Source organism: Citrobacter sp. S39 (genome assembly GCF_009495675.1).
Taxonomy (GTDB): domain Bacteria; phylum Pseudomonadota; class Gammaproteobacteria; order Enterobacterales; family Enterobacteriaceae; genus Citrobacter; species Citrobacter freundii.
The window spans coordinates 40832-63857 of the sequence record NZ_CP045555.1; the positions used below are offsets into that span (position 1 = coordinate 40832).

The 23026-nt window shown below is 52.0% G+C and carries 17 protein-coding genes and 1 pseudogene; 4 read left to right on the forward strand and 14 right to left on the reverse strand.

The genetic code is table 11. From position 1 onward, the window contains the following. Positions 1-2: 2 nt before the first annotated feature. Together degP and dgt are read right to left on the reverse strand one after the other, a co-directional pair. Entirely contained in the window at positions 3-1436 is a 1434-nt protein-coding gene (gene degP, locus GFB57_RS00195) for a serine endoprotease DegP (protein WP_003018567.1), read from the reverse strand. Between the two features lie 129 nt (positions 1437-1565). After that, positions 1566-3083 carry a dGTPase gene (dgt, locus tag GFB57_RS00200; RefSeq protein ID WP_003018569.1) on the reverse strand — a complete coding sequence of 506 codons (1518 nt, stop codon included), beginning with the start codon at positions 3081-3083 and terminating at the stop codon, positions 1566-1568. Positions 3084-3166: 83 nt separating this feature from the next. Between dgt and mtnN the strand changes: the two genes are divergently transcribed. From mtnN to GFB57_RS00215, 3 genes are read left to right on the forward strand one after another with little or no spacing between them, the layout of a single operon-like run. Next, positions 3167-3865: a 5'-methylthioadenosine/S-adenosylhomocysteine nucleosidase gene (gene mtnN, locus GFB57_RS00205; protein WP_003018572.1), complete on the forward strand. Its 699-nt coding sequence runs from the start codon at positions 3167-3169 to the stop codon at positions 3863-3865. After that, on the forward strand, positions 3858-4658 hold the full coding sequence (btuF, locus tag GFB57_RS00210) for a vitamin B12 ABC transporter substrate-binding protein BtuF (RefSeq protein WP_003018575.1): 801 nt from the start codon (positions 3858-3860) through the stop codon (positions 4656-4658). Before mtnN ends, btuF begins: the two co-directional genes overlap by 8 nt. Positions 4659-4695: 37 nt before the next feature. Beyond that, entirely contained in the window at positions 4696-5319 is a 624-nt protein-coding gene (locus tag GFB57_RS00215) for a TRIC cation channel family protein (RefSeq protein WP_003018578.1), read from the forward strand. Between the two features lie 119 nt (positions 5320-5438). Here GFB57_RS00215 and erpA read toward each other — a convergent pair whose 3' ends face one another. The 3 genes and pseudogenes from erpA to clcA form a co-directional block, all read right to left on the reverse strand. Continuing rightward, on the reverse strand, positions 5439-5783 hold the full coding sequence (gene erpA / locus GFB57_RS00220; RefSeq protein ID WP_003018581.1) for an iron-sulfur cluster insertion protein ErpA: 345 nt from the start codon (positions 5781-5783) through the stop codon (positions 5439-5441). Beyond that, positions 5776-5841 (reverse strand): annotated as a pseudogene (gene yadW / locus GFB57_RS00225) (small protein YadW). The gene erpA and the pseudogene yadW overlap by 8 nt, the downstream one beginning before the upstream one ends. A 23-nt stretch (positions 5842-5864) precedes the next feature. Further along, positions 5865-7286 carry a H(+)/Cl(-) exchange transporter ClcA gene (gene clcA, locus GFB57_RS00230; protein ID WP_003018583.1) on the reverse strand — a complete coding sequence of 474 codons (1422 nt, stop codon included), beginning with the start codon at positions 7284-7286 and terminating at the stop codon, positions 5865-5867. A 168-nt stretch (positions 7287-7454) separates the two neighbouring features. On the opposite strand from clcA, the gene hemL reads away from it, so the two are divergent. After that, entirely contained in the window at positions 7455-8735 is a 1281-nt protein-coding gene (gene hemL / locus GFB57_RS00235) for a glutamate-1-semialdehyde 2,1-aminomutase (protein WP_003018587.1), read from the forward strand. A 73-nt stretch (positions 8736-8808) separates the two neighbouring features. Here the strand turns inward: hemL and fhuB are convergent, their stop codons facing one another. From fhuB to mrcB, 9 genes are all read right to left on the reverse strand, one after another. Continuing rightward, entirely contained in the window at positions 8809-10791 is a 1983-nt protein-coding gene (gene fhuB / locus GFB57_RS00240; RefSeq protein ID WP_003018589.1) for a Fe(3+)-hydroxamate ABC transporter permease FhuB, read from the reverse strand. Further along, a complete protein-coding gene (fhuD, locus tag GFB57_RS00245) occupies positions 10788-11678 on the reverse strand; it encodes a Fe(3+)-hydroxamate ABC transporter substrate-binding protein FhuD (RefSeq protein WP_003018590.1) in 891 nt (296 codons plus the stop codon). Before fhuD ends, fhuB begins: the two co-directional genes overlap by 4 nt. Then, complete coding sequence (gene fhuC, locus GFB57_RS00250; RefSeq protein ID WP_003018592.1) at positions 11678-12475, reverse strand: Fe3+-hydroxamate ABC transporter ATP-binding protein FhuC; 798 nt, start codon at positions 12473-12475, stop codon at positions 11678-11680. Before fhuC ends, fhuD begins: the two co-directional genes overlap by 1 nt. 46 nt (positions 12476-12521) lie before the next feature. Next, positions 12522-14711 (reverse strand): ferrichrome porin FhuA, encoded by a 2190-nt coding sequence (fhuA, locus tag GFB57_RS00255; protein ID WP_003018594.1) that lies wholly within the window; start codon positions 14709-14711, stop codon positions 12522-12524. A 210-nt stretch (positions 14712-14921) separates the two neighbouring features. Then, positions 14922-15923, reverse strand: a complete 1002-nt coding sequence (locus GFB57_RS00260) for a fimbrial protein (RefSeq protein ID WP_224769938.1) — start codon at positions 15921-15923, stop codon at positions 14922-14924. Between the two features lie 35 nt (positions 15924-15958). Further along, positions 15959-18442 carry a fimbria/pilus outer membrane usher protein gene (locus GFB57_RS00265; RefSeq protein WP_003018599.1) on the reverse strand — a complete coding sequence of 828 codons (2484 nt, stop codon included), beginning with the start codon at positions 18440-18442 and terminating at the stop codon, positions 15959-15961. Positions 18443-18474: 32 nt separating this feature from the next. Further along, complete coding sequence (locus tag GFB57_RS00270; RefSeq protein ID WP_008321880.1) at positions 18475-19188, reverse strand: molecular chaperone; 714 nt, start codon at positions 19186-19188, stop codon at positions 18475-18477. Positions 19189-19238: 50 nt separating this feature from the next. Further along, positions 19239-19781 carry a fimbrial protein gene (locus tag GFB57_RS00275; protein WP_003018605.1) on the reverse strand — a complete coding sequence of 181 codons (543 nt, stop codon included), beginning with the start codon at positions 19779-19781 and terminating at the stop codon, positions 19239-19241. Between the two features lie 564 nt (positions 19782-20345). Further along, positions 20346-22883 carry a bifunctional glycosyl transferase/transpeptidase gene (gene mrcB / locus GFB57_RS00280; protein WP_003018611.1) on the reverse strand — a complete coding sequence of 846 codons (2538 nt, stop codon included), beginning with the start codon at positions 22881-22883 and terminating at the stop codon, positions 20346-20348. Between the last annotated feature and the right edge of the window lie 143 nt (positions 22884-23026).

The window sequence follows — 23026 nt, forward strand, 5'->3', positions numbered from 1 at the left end:
GATTACTGCATCAACAGATAGATGGAGCTGTCGCCACGCTGAATGTTCAGCGCCAGCACAGCGGGTTTGCTGTCGAGGATTTTGCGCAATTCGGCGATGTTTTTCACCGGCTGCTGATTCGCACCGATAATCACATCCCCTTTCTTCAGGCCGATCTGTGCAGCCGGAGAATTCGGTTTCACGTCGCTTACCACGACACCTTTATCCTGGCCTTTGTTGCTCATATCGGCACCTTCAATGCCTTTGAAGATAGAGCTGGAATCAACCTGAGTTTGGCTGCTCTGCTGCAATTCCAGGTTCACGGTGACCGGCTTACCGTCACGCAGCAGACCCAGGGTGATTTTGCTGCCGACCGGCATCGTCCCCACCTGCGCACGCAGAGCGGCGAAGCTGCTGATTGGTTTGCCGTTCAGGGAGGTAATCACATCCCCGGCTTTAATACCGGCTTTCGCTGCGGAAGAGTTCGGCATTACCTGGCTGACGAATGCGCCACGCTGAGCGTCAACTTTCATCGCTTTCGCCAGCTCAGAGCTCAGTTCGGTCCCCATAATACCCAGCTCACCACGTTTAACCTGACCAAACTCAACCATCTGCGAAGTCAGGTTTTTCACCATGTTGCTTGGGATTGCAAAACCGATACCGATGTTACCGCCGTCCGGCGCGAGGATCGCGGTGTTAATGCCGATCAGCTCACCGTTCAGATTGACCAGCGCGCCACCGGAGTTACCCCGGTTGATCGCAGCATCCGTCTGAATAAAGTTTTCATAGTTCTCCGCATTCAGGCCGCTACGGCCCAGAGCAGAAACGATGCCGGAGGTCACGGTCTCACCGAGGCCAAACGGGTTACCGATTGCTACGGTGTAATCCCCCACGCGCAGCGCGTCGGAGTCTGCCAGCTTAATCGCCGTCAGGTTTTTCGGATCCTGAATTTGGATCAGCGCGATATCGGAGCGTGGATCTTTGCCCACGATCTTCGCGTCAAATTTGCGACCATCGCTCAACTGAACCTTAATTACCGTAGCGTTATCCACCACGTGGTTGTTGGTCACGACATACCCTTTCGCAGCATCAATAATTACGCCGGAACCCAGCGCCATAAATTTCTGCTGCTGGCCGCCGCCGTTACCAGCGCCCGGTGCGCCGCCCTGGCAGAACGGTGAACTCTGGAACGGAGAGCCGTCCTGGCAGAACGGTGAATTATCACCAAAGAACTGCTGGAAATTACGCGGCATACGCGGCGTATTCACCGTCGTGCTCCCCTCGACGTTAATACTTACCACCGATGGCATCACTTTTTCGAGCATCGGGGCCAGGCTTGGCATCTGTTGGGCGGTCATTGCTGAAGACGACGTCTCAGCCGCAGTTGCAGACAGGGGGGACAACGCCAAACCTAAACTCAGAGCCAGTGCACTCATTGCTAATGTGGTTTTTTTCATGTGTTTCGTTCTCGATTAACAGGTAACGCAAAATTGCTGTATACGTCAGATTCGTTTTATAACGCTAAGTTCCAGAATTGAGTTTAAGGAAAAAGTAAAATTTTATTGGCCGTCTTTACAAATGAGTATTTATTGTTCTACGGCCATCAAGCGACGATATTCATCCCAGGCATACAAATCTGTCATCCCGCTGATATAATCCTGGATCAACCGGCAGCGATAATAATATTCCAGAACCGAATACTCAGCGCACTCCGTCGATATTTTACTAACCGCCTCAACATACGCAAGACGATGGCGGGTAGACAACTTCTGAAATAAACGGGACTCGATAGGAAAACGTTTTACTCTTTCATTGTCGACCAGTTCAGTAAAATCTGACTGAGACATTTTCAATAACGGTTGATAGATCTCCAGCAACCCGCTGATCACCCGATAGCCCTGTAATTCCAGTTGCTCAACATCCGGATGGCTAAACACATGTTTTACCGCCACATTCTTATAAAGGCCCAGTAACTGGCTGAAGCTACTGGCATCTTCTAACAGCGCATGATTAAAGCTGCCTTCATAAATCTGCGGCAAATTATCAATAAACCGCTGGGCCGCATACGGAACCAGTTTATTCAGCGTATTGACGCGTAAATACATAAAGAACTGATCTTCGGTGCTGCGGCTTAATGTATTTGAACGTGATTTTTCCCAGGCGTTCTCAACAACCTGACTAAACAGAGAGCCTTTTTCGTGATGCCCCCACGCTTCATGCAGATGATGGTAAAGTTGCTCGACGCTAAAGATTCTTTTCTCAACGGCATCTTCCAGGTCGGCCACGCAATATGAGATATCATCGGCAGCTTCCATAATCCAGGTTAATGGAAAACGACTGTAAGGTGCTAATGATAATTCTTTACGTAACCGCTCAATATACGGTTCCTCGGAAAGGTAATAACCAGGCTTCTTCATTAAATAGTTGTGCGTCTCGGGTGCACTGCCGCGCCACCATGCCGGACGGGTATATTTTAAAATACCGCCAACCTGCGCCCAGGTAAGGTTCATACGCATCAAAGTATGCACCAGACGAATACCCTGCGCATTGCCTTCAAAATGACACAAGTCCTGGCGTACCTTGCGGCGAATATCATTCAGCGACTCTTCACCTTCACGCAAACGTAATGCCGTCACCTGGCAGCGGTCATCACTCAGAGGCTGACTTTCCGCGTCGGCGGGATACAACCGCTGGCGAAACCAGTCATTAATCGCCGCTTCGCCAAAATGACCAAACGGCGGATTACCGATGTCATGCATCAGGCACGACATTTCGACAATACTCTCAAACGGTCCCGTCAGTTCATCCAGACCATACTGCTCCAGCAGCTTTAGCTCTTTCAGTCGGCTGAGGATCTCTTTCGCGATATAGCGCCCAACCTGCTGCACTTCCATCGAGTGCGTCAGACGCGTACGCACCGCTGCATTACGCTCCAGCGGAAAGACCTGGGTTTTTTGTTGCAGCCGGCGAATAGCCGGAGAATTGATAATACGTCCACGATCGCTTTCAAAAATTCGCAGGATCTCATGCTCCGTCTTCACGCCCTGCGGCGAACGGTAACGGCGATGCCAGTTTATTTTTTTTCGGAAATCGATCTGTACCATATCCTCTCCCGCCTGAGAAATGCGCTACCCCTTAAGCGCATGATAGACTATGCCCTCAAATCTGGCTTATCGCGAGTAAATCTATGAAAATCGGCATCATTGGTGCAATGGAAGAAGAAGTTACGCTGCTGCGTGACAAAATCGAAAACCGTCAGACCATCACGCTCGGCGGTTGTGAAATTTACACCGGCCAACTGAATGGTACTGAGGTTGCGCTTCTGAAATCAGGTATCGGTAAAGTGGCTGCGGCGCTCGGCGCTACGCTGCTGCTTGAACGCTGCAAGCCGGACGCCATCATTAATACCGGTTCCGCGGGCGGCCTGGCCTCTACGCTGAAAGTCGGCGATATCGTAGTTTCTGATGAAGCGCGCTATCACGACGCCGACGTCACTGCCTTTGGTTATGAATTTGGTCAGCTACCGGGTTGCCCGGCTGGTTTTAAAGCCGATCCTGCGTTGATTGCAGCCGCAGAATCTTGCATCGCCGAACTCAATCTGAACGCTGTTCGCGGACTTATCGTCAGCGGCGATGCATTCATTAATGGTTCCGTGGGGCTGGCTAAAATTAAGCATAACTTCCCGCAGGCGATTGCCGTTGAGATGGAAGCGACCGCAATTGCGCACGTTTGCCACAACTTTAAGGTGCCATTTGTCGTGGTTCGCGCTATCTCTGACGTTGCCGATCAGCAGTCCCATCTCAGCTTTGACGAATTCCTGGTGGTTGCCGCGAAGCAGTCAAGCCTGATGGTTGAAACGCTGGTGCAGAAACTGGCGCATGGCTAAATTATTCTCCAGGGCGCTGGTCGCCCTGCTTTTCACTCTCCCGGCGTTCCTTTACGCCGCACCGCGTGTTGTAACGCTTTCTCCTGCCAATACCGAACTCGCTTTTGCCGCAGGCATTACCCCCGTTGGCGTCAGCAGCTACTCAAACTACCCGCCAGAAGCCAAAAATATTGAAGAGGTCTCAACATGGCAAGGTATGAATCTTGAGCGTATTGTGGCGCTGAAACCTGATTTGGTCGTCGCCTGGCGCGGGGGAAATGCTGAGCGGCAGGTGAATCAACTGACCTCCCTGGGAATTAAGGTCATCTGGGTGGACGCCGTTTCCATTGAGCAGGTTGCCGATGCGCTACGCCAGTTGGCTGCGTGGAGTCCCAAGCCTGAACAAGCTAAACAGGCGGCGCAAACCATGCTTGATGACTATGCTTTACTTAAATCTCAGTATGCCAACAAACCGAAAAAACGCGTGTTTCTCCAGTTTGGTGCCAATCCTCTGTTTACCAGTGGAAAAGGTTCTATTCAGCACGAAGTTCTTGAGGTATGCGGCGGAGAAAACATCTTTGCCGGTAGTCGGGTTCCCTGGCCGCAGGTTAGCCGTGAACAGGTCCTGGCACGAGCCCCCCAGGCTATTGTTGCAACCGGCGGTCCGGGCGAAACTCTGAAAATTGAGCAATACTGGGGAAACCAGCTAAAAATACCCGTTATTACACTTAATAGTGACTGGTTCGAACGCGCGAGCCCGCGTATTATCCTCGCCGCAAAACAACTCTGTAATGCGCTTTCACAGATAAATTAGCGCCTGCCCCCACCAGGTCTGTTGTGAGGATTTAAAAATGCTCGTCTATTGGCTGGATATTGTCGGCACCGCGGTATTTGCAATCTCTGGCGTATTACTGGCCGGAAAATTACGTATGGATCCGTTTGGCGTCCTGGTCCTCGGCGTGGTTACCGCCGTCGGAGGTGGCACGATCCGCGATATGGCGCTGGATAATGGACCGGTTTTTTGGGTTAAAGATCCAACCGATCTGGTCGTAGCGATGATCACCAGCATGCTGACGATCCTGTTGGTACGGCAGCCAAGACGCCTGCCGAAATGGATCCTTCCGGTGCTTGATGCCGTTGGCCTGGCGGTGTTCGTGGGTATTGGCGTCAACAAGGCCTTTCTCGCAGGAACAGGACCCTTGGTTGCGATTTGTATGGGGGTGATTACCGGCGTCGGCGGTGGGATCATTCGCGATGTATTAGCACGTGAAGTCCCGATGATTTTGCGCACCGAGATCTACGCCACAGCCTGTATTATCGGCGGGATCGTGCATGCGACGGCGTTTTATACCTTTGATGTTTCACTGGAAAACGCCAGTATGATGGGGATGATTGTCACCCTGCTGATTCGGCTTGCCGCCATTCGCTGGCATTTGAAATTACCGACGTTTGCGCTGGATGATAACGGACGTTGACATGATGATGCAGAATATGTAGGCCGGATAAGGCGTTTACGCCGCCATCCGGCACATTGCCCGGTGGCGCTACGCTTACCGGGCCTACACCATCAGACCACTGGTATTACAGACAGCAATCAGATGCTGAAAGAAGAACCACACCCGCAGGTGCTTTTCGCATTCGGGTTAGTCACAACGAAGCGGGAACCTTCCAGACCTTCGGTATAGTCAACCGCGCCGCCCACCAGATATTGCAGGCTCATCGGGTCAACCACCAGACCAACACCTTGTTTCTCAATGGTCATATCACCATCGTTCACCTGATCGTCAAAGGTGAAACCGTACTGGAAACCGCTGCAACCACCGCCGGTGATATACACACGTAATTTCAGATTCGGGTTATCTTCGTCAGCGATCAGGCTTTTTACTTTATTGGCTGCTGCTTCAGTAAATTGCAGTGGCAGCGCTACGTCATCACTCATATTTTGCTCCAAACGACATTGGCAATTGGGCAAATTATAACCCAATGGTTAAGGCCATTATCTAATACCCTGGTATTTCGTTCAAGTATTCTCGCCAGCGGCTGTACCCTGGCTTTTAGCCGCCTGCTCCGCTTCCTGTTTTGCCAGCGTACGGGCAAGGATAGTCGAGTATAGCGGCTTTCCGCCCATAAATTGGGCTAATAGTGTTGCGCCAAGACAGGTAATAATCATTGGCAAAATGAGCTGATAGTTATCGGTCATCTCCAGCACCAGCACAATACCGGTGAGCGGCGCCCTTACCGACGCCGCCAACAATGCCCCCATTCCGGCGATGGCAAAGGTCCCGGCCTCCAGATGATAATGCGGAAAAGAGGCCGCTGCCGCCATACCGAACGCGGTGCCAAGCAACGTGCCCAATGCCAGCATCGGGGCAAATATCCCGCCGGGCGCGCCGGACGAGAAGCACAGCAGAGTGGTAATGACGCGGGCAATAAAGATAAACAGCAGTAAACCAACGCTGAAATTCCCTGCCGCAGCGATAGGTATCAGGTTAAACCCGCCTCCAGCCGCTTCTGGTGTAATTAAGCCAAGAATCCCGCACAGACCGCCGATCGCACCGCCCATCAGCACCCATTTTTTGAGATCGCCGCCGTGGAAACGCTGGAACATATCCTGAGTCCGTAACACCATGGTGTTGAACAACGGTCCGACACAGCCAAAAATAATCCCCAGGACCAGATACAACCACAGCGTGTTCACCGGTGCATTGGAGAGCTTCCCAACTTCAATAAGCGGTGCCTCGCCGTTGAAAACACGAAACACAATGCTCGACATGATGACGCCGGTAAACACGGCTTTGATCGAGACAAGGTTATAGCGAAACTGCGGGCGCATCTCTTCAATAATGAACAGGATCCCCGCCAGCGGAGCGTTAAACGCCGCCGAAAGGCCCGCTGCCGCACCGGTCGCCAATAAGGTATGCCGCGCTTCTGCGCTACGCATGCGGAAAATATCCAGCACCATGCGCCCGAGGTTACCACCGATCTGCACGGTCGGTCCTTCTCGCCCGAGCACCATACCGGCACCCAGCGTGCCCATACCGCCGAAAAATTTCACCGGCAGTACGCGCCACCAGCGCACAGGCCGCAGCTCTTCCAGCGCGCCTTCAATCTCTGGGATCCCCGAACCACCGGCTTCCGGCGCAAACTTACGCACCAGGAAATAGCCGACCATCGCCAGCAACGCAGAGAGAATAAATGCCAGCGGCCACAGCAGAATGGCATGGTCCGCAACCTGAGCCAGCGCGCCAATGCGCTGATTCTGCACCCAGGTCACCGCTTTCTCAAATGCCACGCCAACAAGCCCTGTCACTGTACCCACTACGGCAGCCATCAACAGGATCGCCAACGGCGTTTTGTCTCGTTCCAGGAGTCGACGGATTTGATCCCTGCGGCGTAAACGCACAATTTGTTGTGCTTCAAAAGAGGGAGTGTCTGTCTTCATCAGATGATCATTAATTGGTAATACAAATACGGAATCGGCATTCTACTCGCACATTTCACGAAAATCCCCTGCAAATCGTATTGTTTCAAATGCGTAAAACTTTCATAACCTTCTCTGAATAACTAGAATAGCGGGCATTTACTTTTTCTACGAACCAGGACCCCATCCATGAGTAAGTCTGAAAATCTCTACAGCGCAGCACGCGAACTTATCCCAGGCGGCGTTAACTCCCCCGTTCGCGCCTTTACTGGCGTGGGTGGTACTCCGCTGTTTATCGAAAAAGCCGACGGCGCGTATCTGTACGATGTCGATGGTAAAGCCTATGTTGACTACGTCGGTTCCTGGGGACCGATGGTGCTGGGCCATAATCACCCGGCAATCCGTAATGCGGTGATTGAAGCTGCGGAGCGCGGTTTAAGCTTTGGCGCACCGACCGAAATGGAAGTGAAAATGGCGGAGCTGGTCACTGAACTCGTGCCGACCATGGACATGGTGCGCATGGTGAACTCCGGCACGGAAGCGACGATGAGCGCAATCCGTCTGGCGCGCGGTTTCACCGGTCGCGATAAGATCATCAAATTTGAAGGCTGCTACCACGGTCATGCCGACTGTCTGCTGGTCAAAGCGGGTTCGGGCGCGTTAACGCTGGGTCAGCCGAACTCCCCGGGCGTTCCGGCTGATTTCGCGAAACACACTCTGACCTGCACCTATAACGATCTCGCTTCAGTACGTGCGGCATTTGAACAATATCCGCAGGAGATCGCCTGCATCATCGTTGAGCCGGTCGCAGGCAACATGAACTGCATCCCGCCGCTGCAGGAATTCCTGCCGGGCCTGCGTGCACTGTGCGATGAGTTTGGCGCGCTATTGATCATCGATGAAGTGATGACCGGTTTCCGCGTGGCGCTGGCCGGTGCACAGGATTATTACGGCGTCGTGCCGGATCTGACTTGTCTTGGCAAAATCATCGGTGGCGGAATGCCCGTTGGCGCATTCGGTGGGCGTCGCGATGTGATGGACGCACTGGCGCCGACTGGACCGGTTTACCAGGCGGGGACGCTTTCCGGTAACCCAATCGCGATGGCGGCAGGTTATGCCTGTCTGACCGAAGTCGCCCAGCCGGGTATTCATGAAACGCTGAACGAACTGACGACGCGTCTGGCGGAAGGTCTGCTGGAAGCTGCCGAAGAAGCGAATATTCCGCTGGTAGTTAACCATGTAGGCGGGATGTTCGGGATTTTCTTCACTGATGCAGAAACCGTAACCTGCTATCAGGATGTGATGGCATGCGACGTTGAACGCTTCAAGCGTTTCTTCCACATGATGCTGGATGAAGGTGTTTATCTGGCGCCGTCCGCGTTCGAAGCAGGCTTTATGTCCGTGGCGCACAGTGAAGAAGATATCAATAACACCATCGACGCCGCGCGCCGGGTGTTTGCGAAACTGTAAAGGATGAATTGCCGGGTGGCGCTTACGCTTACCCGGCCTACATTCTACGCCGTAGGCCGGATGGCGGCATAACTTACCGGCTCTGCTTACGTAGCAGATAGATAAAGTACGGCGCGCCAATAAACGTCGACAGTAATCCCGCCGGGATCTGATACGGAAACAACACCATCCTGCCGCACCAGTCAGCAAAGACCAGCAACACGCCACCCGCCAGCGCCGAAATCAGCATATGCGGCATCGCCCGACGAAAACCCATCATCCGGGCAATATGCGGCGCCATCAGCCCGACAAAGCTCAACGGTCCAATAGTCATGGTGGCTGTCGCCGTCAGCCCTGCCGCCAGCAGCAGTAATCCCACGCGTGATGGCGTAATAGCCATACCGACAGCCCGTGCCGTATCGCCGCCGAGCGGTAAAATTGTCAGCCAACGGCGGCACAGCGGCGTCATCGCCAGCAGGATAACCATTACAATCCCGGTGCGCAGCACCTGTTCGCCACTCGCGTTATAGGTTGAGCCGGAGATCCAGGTTAGCACCCCCGCCATACGCGGATCGCCGCTGGCCTGCAGCATCATCAGCAGCATTGTAAACGCCGTGCTGAGCGCCATCCCTGCCAGCAACATGCGGTGCGGTGAAAAGCCCCCGCGCCCGGCGGCAATCATAATGATAAGCAAGGTGGCTGCCGCACCGAGGCTCCCGGCCGGCAGCAGCCAGCCAAAGGCATTGCCAGGGACCAGAAATAACATTAGCACCACGCCAAATGCCGCCCCGGAGCTAATTCCTAATACTTCCGGACTGGCCATTGGATTTCCGGTCAGACGCTGAATAATACAGCCAGCTACCGCTAACATTACCCCGGCAATCAGCGCTGCCAGAACACGTGGCCAGCGCCAGGGCATGAGCTCATCCAGCATCGCGCCGCTGGCCCATGTCCAGCCGTGCGCATCGCGGCCAAACGCGAGCGCCACAATAACGGTAAGCAGCAATATCGCCCCGCCCGCCAGGGCAAACATCAGTACATTCTGGCGCTCAGCAGCGATGCGGTTACTGGCATTCATATCCGGCGCGCTCATACTTCTAAGGCGCGGCAACAGCCACAGCAGCAATGGCGCGCCAATCAGCGCCGTCACCGAACCAGTGGAGACTTCCATCCATACGCGGGTCAGCCACAGAATGATTTGGTCGGAGAGCCAGAGGATCAACGCACCAATCAGAGGGGCCAGCATCAGACGCGCCAGCAGACGACGCGCGCCGAGCATTTTCGCCAGCAGCGGTGCAAACAGGCCAATAAAGCCGATAATCCCAACCGCGTTAACCAGTAAGGCGCTGATAACAATGGCCAGCGATAACGCCGCCAGACGTGCCAGCGACAGCGCCAGACCGAGGTTACGCGCCACGCCGTCATCCAGTCCCATCAGCGTCATTGGGCGTAATAACAAAAGCGTCAGCATCACACCGCCCAGCAGTTGCGGCCACAGACGCTGTACGCCGCTCCAGTCGGTCTGCGTTAGCGTACCGCTGCTCCATAAAAACATGCTTTGCAGTTGATCGTGATGGAAGATAACCATCAACTGGTTAATTGCCCCGCAGTACAGGCTGACCACCAGCCCGGCAAGGATTAACGTCACCGGAGAAAGACGTTTGCCCCAGGCAACGCCAAACACCAGAGCCCCAACAACACATGCTCCCGCCAGCGCCGCAAATTGCGTGGTCAGCGCACCGGGAATAGCCCACAGCGTGGTAACCGTAATGCCCAACTGCGCCCCGGTTGCGACACCTAACGTAGTGGGTTCTGCCAGTGGGTTACGCAGCACCTGCTGAAACAAGACACCGACCAGCCCCAGCCCGGCACCGACCAACAGCGAAATCGCCAGCCTCGGCAGCAGACTGTAGTGGAAAACCATCTGCTCAATAGCATTGATATCCGGTGACCAGATAGCCTGTTGCCACTGACTGCGCGGTAGCGCAACAGAGAAGTTAACCCAGGTCAGCCAACAGGCAGCGACAAACAGAACCGCCAGAAGAAGCGTTGGGAACAGCGCAATTCGTTTACTCACGCTTTGCCTCCCAGCGCATTATCCAGAATGCGGGCAAAATGCATCGCCGAGAGCGTGGCACCATAGAACCAGACGGCAGGCACACGCTGAAAACGTCCGCTGCGGACAAACGGCATCGCCTGCCATAATGGCGTAGACATCAGTGCAGTCATCTCTTTATCGTTGCCGTGGTCAAAACACAGCACATCGACATCCTTATAAGCAGCCAGACGGTCAATACTCACGGCAGTGCTGCCCCAAAAGTTTGTCTCGCCCTGCCAGGCGTTGGGGATCCCATAATCATCCAGCACGTCCTGAAACAGGCTATTTGGGCCAAACACCAGCATATGTCGTGAATCGAGCAGGGAAGTGAGAAGTACAGGGCGTGCGCCGCGTTGAATGAAGCGCGGTTTCAGGCTGGCGATAAAACGATCGTACTCAGTCAGATGGCGTTCAGCAGAGGCTTGCAGATTGAACAATTGCGCCATTTCCTGCAGCGATTGTCGCGCAACGGCCAGCGGCTTTTTACCGTCACTGAAGTTAAATCCTCGGCCAGGCGCAATCCGCGCCAGCTTTTCAGGGGAAGGACCATAGCCTGCTGACCACAGCAAGAATGAGGGTTTCATTTCGGTCAACAGTTCGAGATTGGGCTCCGTACGTAGCCCGACGTCAATCACCGAATCCGGCAACGGGGGCTCACTGACCCACAGCTTGTAGTTAGGGATATCCGCGATGCCATACGGCGTAATACCCAGCGCCAGCAGTAGCTCTACCGGTAGCCATTCCAGCGCCACAATGCGCTGCGTATCAACCGCCGCAGCGTGTGCCGTATTCATCCGCCACAGCAGCGGCGACAGCGCCATCGCCGCAAGCAGCCGCCGACGGGTAATATGATGTAATTCAATCATTAATAGACAAAACTCACGGGTGCGGCACCGGCCGGATGCGGCAAAATGCCCATCGGGATACCGTAAATCTGTTCCAGAGTTTCACTGCGCATCAGTTCAGCTGGCGTCCCTTGTGCAATCATTTCACCACCGCGCAGCGCAACTAAGTAATCACAGTAGCGGGCCGCCATGTTGATATCATGCAGCACCGCAATCACCGTCAGCCCGCGCTGCTGACTTAAGCGATGCACCAGCGCCAGTACGTCAACCTGATGAGCGATATCCAGCGCGGAAGTCGGTTCATCAAGCAGCAGACAGCGGCTGTCCTGCGCTACCAGCATGGCAATCCACGCGCGCTGGCGTTCTCCGCCGGACAGACTATCAACCAAACGGTGCGCCAGCGGTTTTAAGCCAACCAGCGAAATCGCCTCTTCTACTTTCTCTCTGTCGGCAACGCCAAAACGTCCCAGCGCCCCGTGCCACGGATAGCGGCCAATCGCCACCAGTTCGCGCACCGTCATCCCTTCGGTCTGCGGCAACTGCTGCGGCAGATAGGCGACCTTGCGGGCAAACGCTTTACTGCTCCAGTTCTCCAGCGGCTGTTCGTCGAGCAGGATTTCACCTTCTGACGGCGGCTGATGACGTCCCAGCATTTTCAATAACGTCGATTTTCCGGAACCGTTGTGGCCGATAAGGCCGGTCACTTTGCCCACAGGAAAAGTTAATGAGAGAGGATGCAAAAGCGTGCGGCCAGGCACACGAAAGGAGACATTACGCAACGCAAAAGTGGTGTCGGGATGGGATCTGTTTTCCTGCATAGCAGCCAACTTGTAAAACGGGCACGCAAAGCGTGCCCAAAAGAAATTAGAAACGGAAGGTTGCGGTTGCAACGACCTGACGTTCTGCGCCCCAGAAGCAGCCATAGGTCTGGAAGCAGCTGGCGACGTATTCACGATCAAGCAAGTTATTAACGTTAACCGCAATACTGGAGCCAGCCATACCGAAACGCGCTAAATCGTATTTTACAACAGCATCCATGACTGCTGCGCTACCCACCTTAAAGGTATTTGCTGGATCGCCATAGCTTGAACCAATAAAGCGCCCACCGGTACCCAGCGTCAGGCCAGATAACGGACCTTCATAGAAGGTGTAATCACCCCACAGAGAAGCCATTTGTTCTGGCACCTGCTCAGGTGTATTCCCCTTAAGATTGGTGTCTTTCGTGTATTCCGCATCGGTATAGGTATAAGACGCAGTCATGTTGATATTCGCGGTAAGCGCCGCTTTAGCTTCCAGTTCAACACCACGAGCACGGATTTCACCGGCAGGAACCTGAGCCAGTGGATTCGTTGGATCAGCAGTCAGATTATTGGTTTTCGTCAACTGATAAACCGCACCGGTGACGACAATCGGCAGATCTTTCGGTACATACTTAATCCCGGCTTCATACTGCTCGCCTTTGGACGGCTCATAGGAAACGCGTGGCACGCTCCACAAGTCAAATGAACTCGGTTCAAACGACTGACTGTAGCTGATATACGGCGTAATCCCATTATCAAACAGGTAGTTTACACCACCACGCCAGGTGAACTGGTGATCATTACGCTCAATATATCCTTCCGTTGGCGTATAAGAGTTCTGGCGTATTGTTGTAGCTTGCTGAGACCAGTCGTAGCGACCGCCGACGGTAAACACCCACTTATTCCACTCAGCCTGATCCTGAACGTAGATACCAGTCTGTTTGGTTTCATTCATCTGATACGGTTCGGTATCACCAAATGCAAAATACTCAGGGTCATAGTTGCCGTTAAGATCAATGGGTGGCGCACTACCAAACGCAGCATTGATATCATTACGCATGCGCATGAAATCAACACCAGTTAACAAAGTATGTTCCACAGCACCGGTAGCAAATTTGCTTTCCAGTTGCGTATCGACGCTAAAGTTTTGCAGGCGCTCATCATCCACGACCGTTCCACGGTTCAATGTATGGCCATCGGAAGCGATCCCGGTGCCGTATACACTCTGCTGCGACGTCTTCATTTCAGTAAAGCGCAGGTTCTGGCGAACGGTAAATGTATCGTTAAAGCCATGCTCAAAGCTGTATCCCACCATTTTCTGATTGCGGGAATAAGTATTGTTTGAGGCACCTTCATTGAAATCGGTCGGCAAACGCTTGCCGTTTGGCAGCGGTTCAACGGTGCCTTCTTTTGGTAACCAACCGTAGTAACCTGTTTCCGGTTCGTTCTGGAAATAGGACAGGAACGTAAAGTTGGTTTTGTCATCAGGACGCCATGAGAAGGAAGGCGCGATCGTATAACGCTGTGATTCAGAACCCTGCTGCTGCTCATTTGTTGAGCGCGCCAGCCCGGTTAAACGGTAGGAAAATTCCCCGTTGTCATCCAGCGCATCACTAAAATCAAAACCGGTCTGGAACAAATTGTCCGACCCCATTTTGAACTGAATTTCTTTTAACGGCTCTGTGGTCGGGCGCTTGCTGACCATAGAGATGATGCCGCCAGGATTGCTCTTACCATAGAGTACAGACGTTGGGCCACGCATCAACTCAACACGTTCAAGCATGTAGGGATCAATAACCGCATCGTTATAGAAGTTACCCTGCAATTTCAGTCCATCCAGATAGTTATTCTGGCTCAGGCCGACGGAAGAGAAACCACGGATAATCACAAAATCATAGGTGTTAGATGCGCCACGACTGTTAACAGTCACACCAGGCGTATATCCCAGAGCCTCTTTCACCGACTGGAATTGATGCATTTGCATCTCTTCGTTGGTCACTACCGAAACAGACTGTGGTGTCTTTTCTATAGGCGTATCAGTCTTGGTCGCAGTAGCGGAACGCTTAGCAGCAATGGTCGGAGCTGGCCCCCATGCGCTTTCCTGCGGAGCAGGAGCTGCAGTTACGGTGATGGTTTCTTCTTTCGGGTCAACCGCCGCCTGTGCATAGACAGACATGCCGCTAACCGCTGTGGCTACCACTACTGCGATTTTACGCAGTGATGAACTTGGCTGAGCAGTTTTAAGACGCGCCATTGGTATTTCTCTGATGAAAGTGAATGATAACGTAAACGAGAATTATTATTATAACGGCAGCATAATATTCGAAACTCTGGCGAGATAGCAAGCAATACGCGCCCCTACTAAAACTGAGGGGTTAAGAAATAACCAGATGAAAAGAAAGGGTTAATAAATTAGGCTGGAATGTTAGAGCGCTGACAACCCGCCGCAGCGGGTCGCAAGGCGTTAGCGGTAAAAGACCTCAAAAGTCGCGACGGCGTCCACTTTCCCGGCTTTGACATTGCCGGTTTTGGCATAGCGTGCCTTCAGCGGAATTTCTGCCACTTCGTTAGCGCTGGTGCTGCTCACAGCTGTATAGGTTTGATCAAAACTCAGCACATTATTGTTCGTGTCCAGAATCTGGATACCGACACCGCTGGCAGAGCTGTCTCCACTGGCGATAGCCAAAATATTGCCATCCGTAACGCCTGTCGAACCAGCACTGTTGAACTTATAATCGATTTGGGTACCTGCCCGACAATCAGAAATCTCGATTTTGAAACTGTTATCGGTGAGTACTTCTGAAAATTGACTGTCAAAGTTATCGACATTAATCGTCTTCAGCGGCACGTAGATATTTTTATCCTCCAGGTTACAGGTATTAGTCTGGATATGAATGCTGGTGGGAGATACCAATATCTGAGCTATCACATCATTACCCCACTTCTCTTGCGCTGTCAGCCGGGAGGTATCAAGATAACCATCCTCGACGTCGCCCGTCACAACCAACTGCATTGACGCATGGTACTTTGTATGAATACTGTTCCATCCGCTTGCTCCATAGCTATAAAAATGCATGGGTGTGACGATATCCTCAGAGGTAAAGGTAGGTGTTCGTTCTTCCGCTTCAGCCATGCGGATACCTATACCTGGAACGCTAGTCTGATAAACGCCTTCCAGCACTCCATTGCGGGCATCGGCATCCGTTAACACTGCGTAACCTTTGTATTTGTTGCCAGTATCCTGGCAATCCATATCGATTTGGCCGCTCTCAATGCTTCCCTCATAAATAACCGTACCAACTGATACGTCAGGTTCCACAGTGATGCTTGCCGGTAGCTGAAAGGTCATTGCGCCATTTTCCGGGTAATTTCCGGTACATGTGGCGGCATAAACAGGTGCCGCAGATCCAGCTAAAATCAATATGATCAACATAGCCCTGAAAATGTTTATGTTCCTTTTACTCATATCTGACAATTTCCGTATTCATAAGCCATCTTCCATTATTGGCAATTAACCGTAGCTGAGAGAATTCCCGTACCCATGTTCTCAGGCACGCTTACGCTGCCCGTACATTTCGTCTGTGCGGTATTTCCCCATTGCACCTCAATGCGCTGTGTTCCTTTTAGCCCAGTGACATACACTTCACCGTCGTCACCCACGATCGATGTCGTACCGTCCATACTTAACAGAGCACCAAAAGGAACCACGCTCTGACCATGTTTTAAGGTAAGTAATGCACGCTTACCTGAACGCGCCGTGAAGTCAGCCTTCAGGACGGCCCCTTTTGTCGGAACCACATCCAGAGAAGCATCCTGAATATCAATATCATCACGTCCCTGAGTATTCACAGTAATAGTATTACGGCGATAATTGGTTAAAGTTGGCACAATGGCATTGCCCCAATAATCGGTGTAAACCCCCCGGGAATTTTGTATTTTTACATTATCGCCATCGGTAATGTGCACAATGGCAAAAGCATCCTGAATGGATTGTCCAAGCGTTATTCCCTGCGAATGCGCAACAACGGAACCCTGGGCGCCATAGCCCCACTGTTTACTGTCTTTTTGATAACTGTAATTGGCGCTGAACTCGCCAACCGATGTCCGATACCGGGAAGAGAGATAGGCACCATAACCGACATCGTTATCGGTGTAGGTTTGCTGAAGGTTATAATTTAAATTGTTATCTTCCAGTAAAGTTCCACTGACGCCAACCTGATGTGCACTATTACCATTTTTTGAACTTGTCAGAGTATATGTTCCCCAGGCATTAGCCAGCCAACGCGAAAGAGGGACATTCATTGAGATAGAAAACTGCTGATCGTTAGTGGTTGATGGCGTTTTTGTCAGGCTGTAATTCAGCGACCAGTTAACGCCCTGCCAACTGCTGCTGTAACCGAGACTCACGCTTCGTTCATGGCCTTCCATTCCCCAGTAATCTTGCTGATAAGCGTTGGCGTATACCGATCCCCAGCTCTGTAACGACTGAGAAAGATTAAGTTGCAGGCGGCTGCGACGGTTATAGCTATCGCGATAGCTATAGATGCTGTCATCGTCGTAGCTGTTATTACGCTGATCGAGAGCCTCCTGAAAGGTATAAAACCCGGAGGTGGAATAACGATAGCTGGCCAGCGTGACCGTGGTACTGGTTAACGGAAAATCTTTTGCGTACTGCGCGCGCCACGACTGGCCATTCGCATCCGCGCGTTCGTCGTCAAACGCGGTTCTCGCCGCCGTCAGATCCATCGACAGCGAACCAAAATCGCGTAAATCAGCTCCGATGCCGACCAGTCCGGCACGATACATCGACGCGCCCTGCAGACCGCCGTAAGCGGTAATTCCGAAAGGTAAGCCATAAATTGCCGTAGCCTGGCTGAATTCCGGCTCCTCGCCGTTATCAACATCGCGATATTTCCCAGCCGCCAGGCTGTACTTCAGCGCGCCTTCACGTTGCATAATCGGCACCGAGGAGCTGGCCTGAATAAAGCTGCGCTCTGTACCGTCGGCCTCCGTCACGGTGACTTCCAGATCCGCTCCTGCCGTCACCTGCGTTAAATCACGAATTTCAAACGGGCCAGGCGAGACGTTGGTCTGGTAGATGGTGTAACCGTTTTGCTTAATGGTGACTTTAGCATCGCTATTAGCAATCCCACGAACGACCGGGGCAAAGCCCTGTAATCCACTGGGCTGCATACTGGTATCGGTCTCCAGCTTAACGCCCGTCATCTGCACGCTATCGAACAGTTCGCCGTTAGTGTAGGTTTGCCCTATCTGAAGCTGGCTACGCAATGCTTTGACATCGCGTCCAAGCGTCGTATTAATAGATTGCCAACCATTATCATTCCCCCAATTGCTGGTGTTACGCAAACGCCAGGGGCCGATATTCATCCCTGAATTCAAACTTGCCCAGTTCGAAGCATTATTTTGACCTCCGGATTGTTGGTGCGATCCCGAAATATAGTAACTGGTCCACAGAGCCGGAATGCCGTCATCCCAGAAAGTGGGATTGCTTTCGCCCGAAATTTTGCGGTCGCGGTAGATCTGCGGAATACGTAATTGCAGCACCTGTGTTTCCGGATTGAAGTCATAGCGTCCATCCGCGATATATTCGCTAATATCACCCAGCAACGTATCTTCGTTAACATTATTTAATGCCGGAACCGTATCAACTTTAACGCCCAGTTCGCGCAGCTCCGCTTTGGTAAATTGCGGAATCAGTTTGCTGTTATCTTTTGAAAGGAGGTAATTTAAATTTCGTTTATCAATGCGATCCTGATCCCAAACAATCGACGTTAAATAACGTCCGGAGGATAAACCATTATGCTGTAAAAAAGCTTCAAGCGCCCCGGTATTCTCAAGTGGGGTTCCCGTTTCAAGTACACTGAGATTGAAATAATCATCAGCACAAACGGAACCACTCGCAGTCAATATAGCGAATGTCAGCGTATTGAGAGCAAAAAGCCGGGCAGTACGATGTGAAGGCATAAATGTCACCCCATAACTCATCGATAGCTGATTTACAGCGACTGTTTACGCTGTTCGGTTTCTGAGCCAAAATCATTAATTGCGGTCCAGACAACGTTGCCTTTTACTGCCGATGGCAGCGGAAAACGCTGCTCACCAAATGGAGCAACCATCATCGTTAATGCCGTCGGAGAGGACTGGTTTGTAGCCGGTTTAATCGCTTTTCCCGCCACAGAGATCTGTCCGAAGGTGACATAGAAGGATGTGGGGTTTTTCACCACCAGTTGATTTTGATGGCGGCTAAATTGCAACGATTGCCAGGCCATTTTTGCCTCGTCTTCTGTCAATGAGGCCGGTCGATAAAACAGTTTTAATTTAGTTTTAATGGCAAATTGTAACGTGTTCTTGTCATGCAATTCTTCTGGGATCGCTGCAACAGATTTGATGTTCGCCATAAATAATGACTCACGATCCTGAGGTAGCGCCGATTTATTTCCGGTATAAACCACGTGTAGCAGCGTCTGGCGGTTTTCGTCCAATTTGTAAATTGGCGGTGTCATAATAAATGGCGCTTTGCTGTCATCAATATTACTGACCCAGCTCTGCACCAGATAACGTTTATCATTATCTTTATTTTTTAAAGCAATCTGTACTTCAGATTGGTTAGCCGGATATATAATTCGTGTGCCACCCACTACTACGCCAGCTTGAACCGAATTTAATCCCGAGGTTAATATAAGTATTAATGCTGTGATAAGTCGTTTCATCTTTCCATTCCATTGAAATACTGGCCCTGCCTGGGCCAGGTTTATGATGATTAACGATAAAGCAGAGTATAGGTCGCTTGTGCGGTATAATCACCGGTAGTTGGTAAAGTGCTACCAACCTGGATAACCTCAGCTTTATAATTAAAAACCACGCTCTCGCCGTTAGTCTTATTCAGTGCCGCTTCAGGATCTGAGCCATCAAATTTCACGTAGTTGCTGCTCCCTTCTGGAAGCATACGTACCCCGAGGTTCTGCGCAGTCCCTGTCGCCTGCAAGACTTCATCGTCGTATCCGGCAATACGCATCCCATCAAATTTGATATTGAGGTTGGCAACCGCAGCATCACATTCTGTCAGCGTAATCGCAAAAGATTGCGTGTCGCCGACTTTTTTATCTTCGCCAAACGCAGTTTGAGAAAGGTTGTTAAACGTCACAGTACCGTTTGTCGCTGTACCATTTACATCAACCACGCAACTATCGGGAAGAATTTTCCCATTAAACGTTACCGTCCCGGTATCAACGGCAAAAGCAGATGTTGCTACAGTTGCCATTGCACTACTGACAAGCAACGAGATGATAATTTTTTTGCACATAACGTATTCCTTACATATGTTCACAAAAATCAATGAAGAGAAAAGTTAACACAGAGGGGAAATAGACAATGGCTGGAGAAGTGCTGGAATATAAATCCAACAACATCATAGATATAATATATCTTTATCAACTCATTCAGTTTAAAACATTCCCTTGTGTCATCTATTCTACGTACCATGATGAATAAAAGCTAATCAACACATTCACCAAAACTAAAGAAACAACACACAACATCTTGTTTTAGCAGAACAACTTATGAAAATAATATTTTCTTAATGGTGATTTTAGCCAGCATGAATATATTCATAAAAACAATATTGCCCACATATGCATACGGGCAGATAATAAAAAAACGCAGAAAAAATAGAATAAAATCAACCAACCGATGATATATACAAAAAAATAATATATTGAATTTATGATTAAACGGAAAATATAGGCAGGAAACACCATCACTGTTCACCCTATCCTGAGCTTGCTATACAGACCGAAATGCGAATACAACAAGAGGGAGAATTCCCCCACATCAGCAGGCACCGATGCGGGGGAGGACAGCTAAAAAATCAGTTACCGCCAAACATATCTTTTATCCAACCAGCCACGCCATCGCTGTCTTTCTTCTCTTGCTGCGGCGGTTGCTGCTGTTGAGGCTGCTGCTGCGGCTGTTGAGAAGATTGATCGAACGGATTCCCCGACTGCTGCAGCATTTCACCCTGCTGACACAGCGAATCAGGATCGGTGGTCCATACCGGAAGCGTGCGCATCCCGCCGCTACAAACGAAGTTACCGTCGTAGTCCACGCCCATATCCACCACATCTTCCGGTGGCGTCAGCACCAGTGGTGTTGGCGTCTGGTTTGCCAGATAGCGCTGGTAAATCGACATCGCGCCGCTGGCACCGTACAGCTTGGTTGGCTGGTTGTTATCGCGGCCCACCCAGGTGATGGTCACCTGGCTGCCGTCGATCCCGGCAAACCAGGTATCCACGTTGTTGTTGGTGGTCCCGGTTTTCCCTGCCAGATGCAAGCCAGGATATTTCGCGCCAAGCTGACGACCCGTACCACGCTGAACCACCTGCTGCATGGTCCACAGCGTCATATACGCCGCCTGCGCCGGAACGGCACGCTCAGCCTGCGGGAAGCTCTGGTACAGCACGGTACCATCTTCGGCAATCACCGAACGCAGCGCCGACAACGGCGCACGGTTCCCGCCGCTGGCGATAGTCTGGAACGCCTGTGCTACTTCGATTGGCGTCAGGTTCAACGCCCCCAGCAGCATGGCCGGAACCGGGTTAAGCTGATCTTTCGGCGCGCCCAGTTTCAACCAGGTATCGGTTACCGCAGGCAAGCCCAGCGCCATCCCCAGATTTACCGTCGGTACGTTCATGGAGCGGGTTAACGCATCCACCAGCATCACTCTTCCGCTTTCGCTATAGCGACGATCATCGTTCTGTGGCGACCAGACCTGACCGTTCGGCTGACGTAGCGCAATCGGCGCATCAGCAATCCAGGTATTCAGGCGGTAAAGTTTCGGCTGGCTGAGCGCAGTCAGATAGGTCGCCGGCTTCGCCAGAGAACCAATCGAACGACGCGCCTGCATCGCACGGTTATAGCCCGCGAACTGCGGCTCTGCCCCGCCAACCATGGCGCGAACTTCGCCACTGAATCGGTCAACCACTACAATCGCGGTTTCCAGATCGCTCAGCTTACGCTGTTTCTTCAGCACCGGAATGCCTTCCACCGCTGCTTTTTCTGCAGCGTCCTGCGCCACGGAATCAAAGGTGGTGAAAATTTTCACGCCGGAGAGATCTTTAACTTTATCGCCCAGCTTCGCCTGAAGCTCCTGACGCACCATCTGCATAAAGGCTGGCTGTGGCGAGATCACTCCACCACGCGGCTGTACGCCTAACGGACGCGCGCTCAGCATGTCATACAGATCCTGATCGATGATCTGCTGCTGTTGCAGCAAACGCAGCACGAGGTTACGACGCTCCAGCGCCAGCTTCGGGTTACGCCATGGGTTATAGATTGACGCCCCTTTAACCATCCCCACCAGCAACGCCTGCTGGTCGAGACTCAGTTCTTCCACCGGACGACCGAAATAATAGAGGCTCGCCAGCGGGAAGCCGCGAATTTCATTATCGCCGCTTTGACCGAGATAGACTTCGTTCATGTACAGCTCAAGAATGCGATCTTTGCTGTAACGCGCATCCATCAGCAGCGCCATGTAAGCTTCGTTGGCCTTACGCCAGTAAGAACGTTCGCTGGACAGGAACAGGTTCTTCACCAGTTGCTGAGTCAGCGTACTCGCCCCCTGCACCGTGCGACCGGCCGTCAGGTTGGCCAGCACCGCACGACCTATCGAGTAGAGACTGACGCCATCATGCTCATAGAAGTGACGGTCTTCGGTTGCCAGCAATGTATCTACCAGCAGATCCGGGAATCCACTGCGCGGGACAAACAGGCGCTGCTCGCCGTTAGGTGAAGAGAGCATGGTAATCAGGCGTGGATCGAGACGGAAGAAACCGAACTGGCGGTTGTTATCCATATTCTCGATAGTGTCCAGATGATCGCCATCAAAGGTCAGACGTGCGCGCACCTGCCCTTCTTTACTGTCCGGGAAGTCAAACGGACGACGAATCATCTCAATGCTCTTCGCCTGTACGGTGAATTCGCCCGGACGCGTCATCTTCGAGACCTGACGATACTGCGTGGCCTCCAGCAGCTTCACCATCTCGTTCTTGCCGATGGGCATTTCTGGCTCAAGGTTAACCATGCGGCCATATACTGCCGCCGGAAGCTGCCAGACTTTACCGTCGATACGGCTACGGATTTTTTGGTCCAGATAGACGCCGTAAATGGCGATCAGCACCAAAAAAACAATCGACAGTTTTACCAGCAGCCAGAACCAGCCGCGTTTACCACGAGGCTTACGCCCTTTGCCTTTACCCTTACGCGGCATCGGTTCTTCATCCTCATAGTCATCATCATCATAATCGTCGTCATACTCTTCATCTCTGAGTTGACGACGGCTCACCTTTTGTTTCACTGGACGTGAGGGTTTCCCTTTACGTCCAATTGGCTCGCGGTCATTCCCCGCCATGCTTTTTCTCCGCAACATTCAGGCGCAAAGGCCCGATTCTCTGTTCTTCCGTCCTGCGACAGAAGAAGAAATCTCTCAATTTTCAGCTGTATTTATGCCGGATGGCGGCGTAAAACGCCTTATCCGGCCTACGTTCGCCCTGA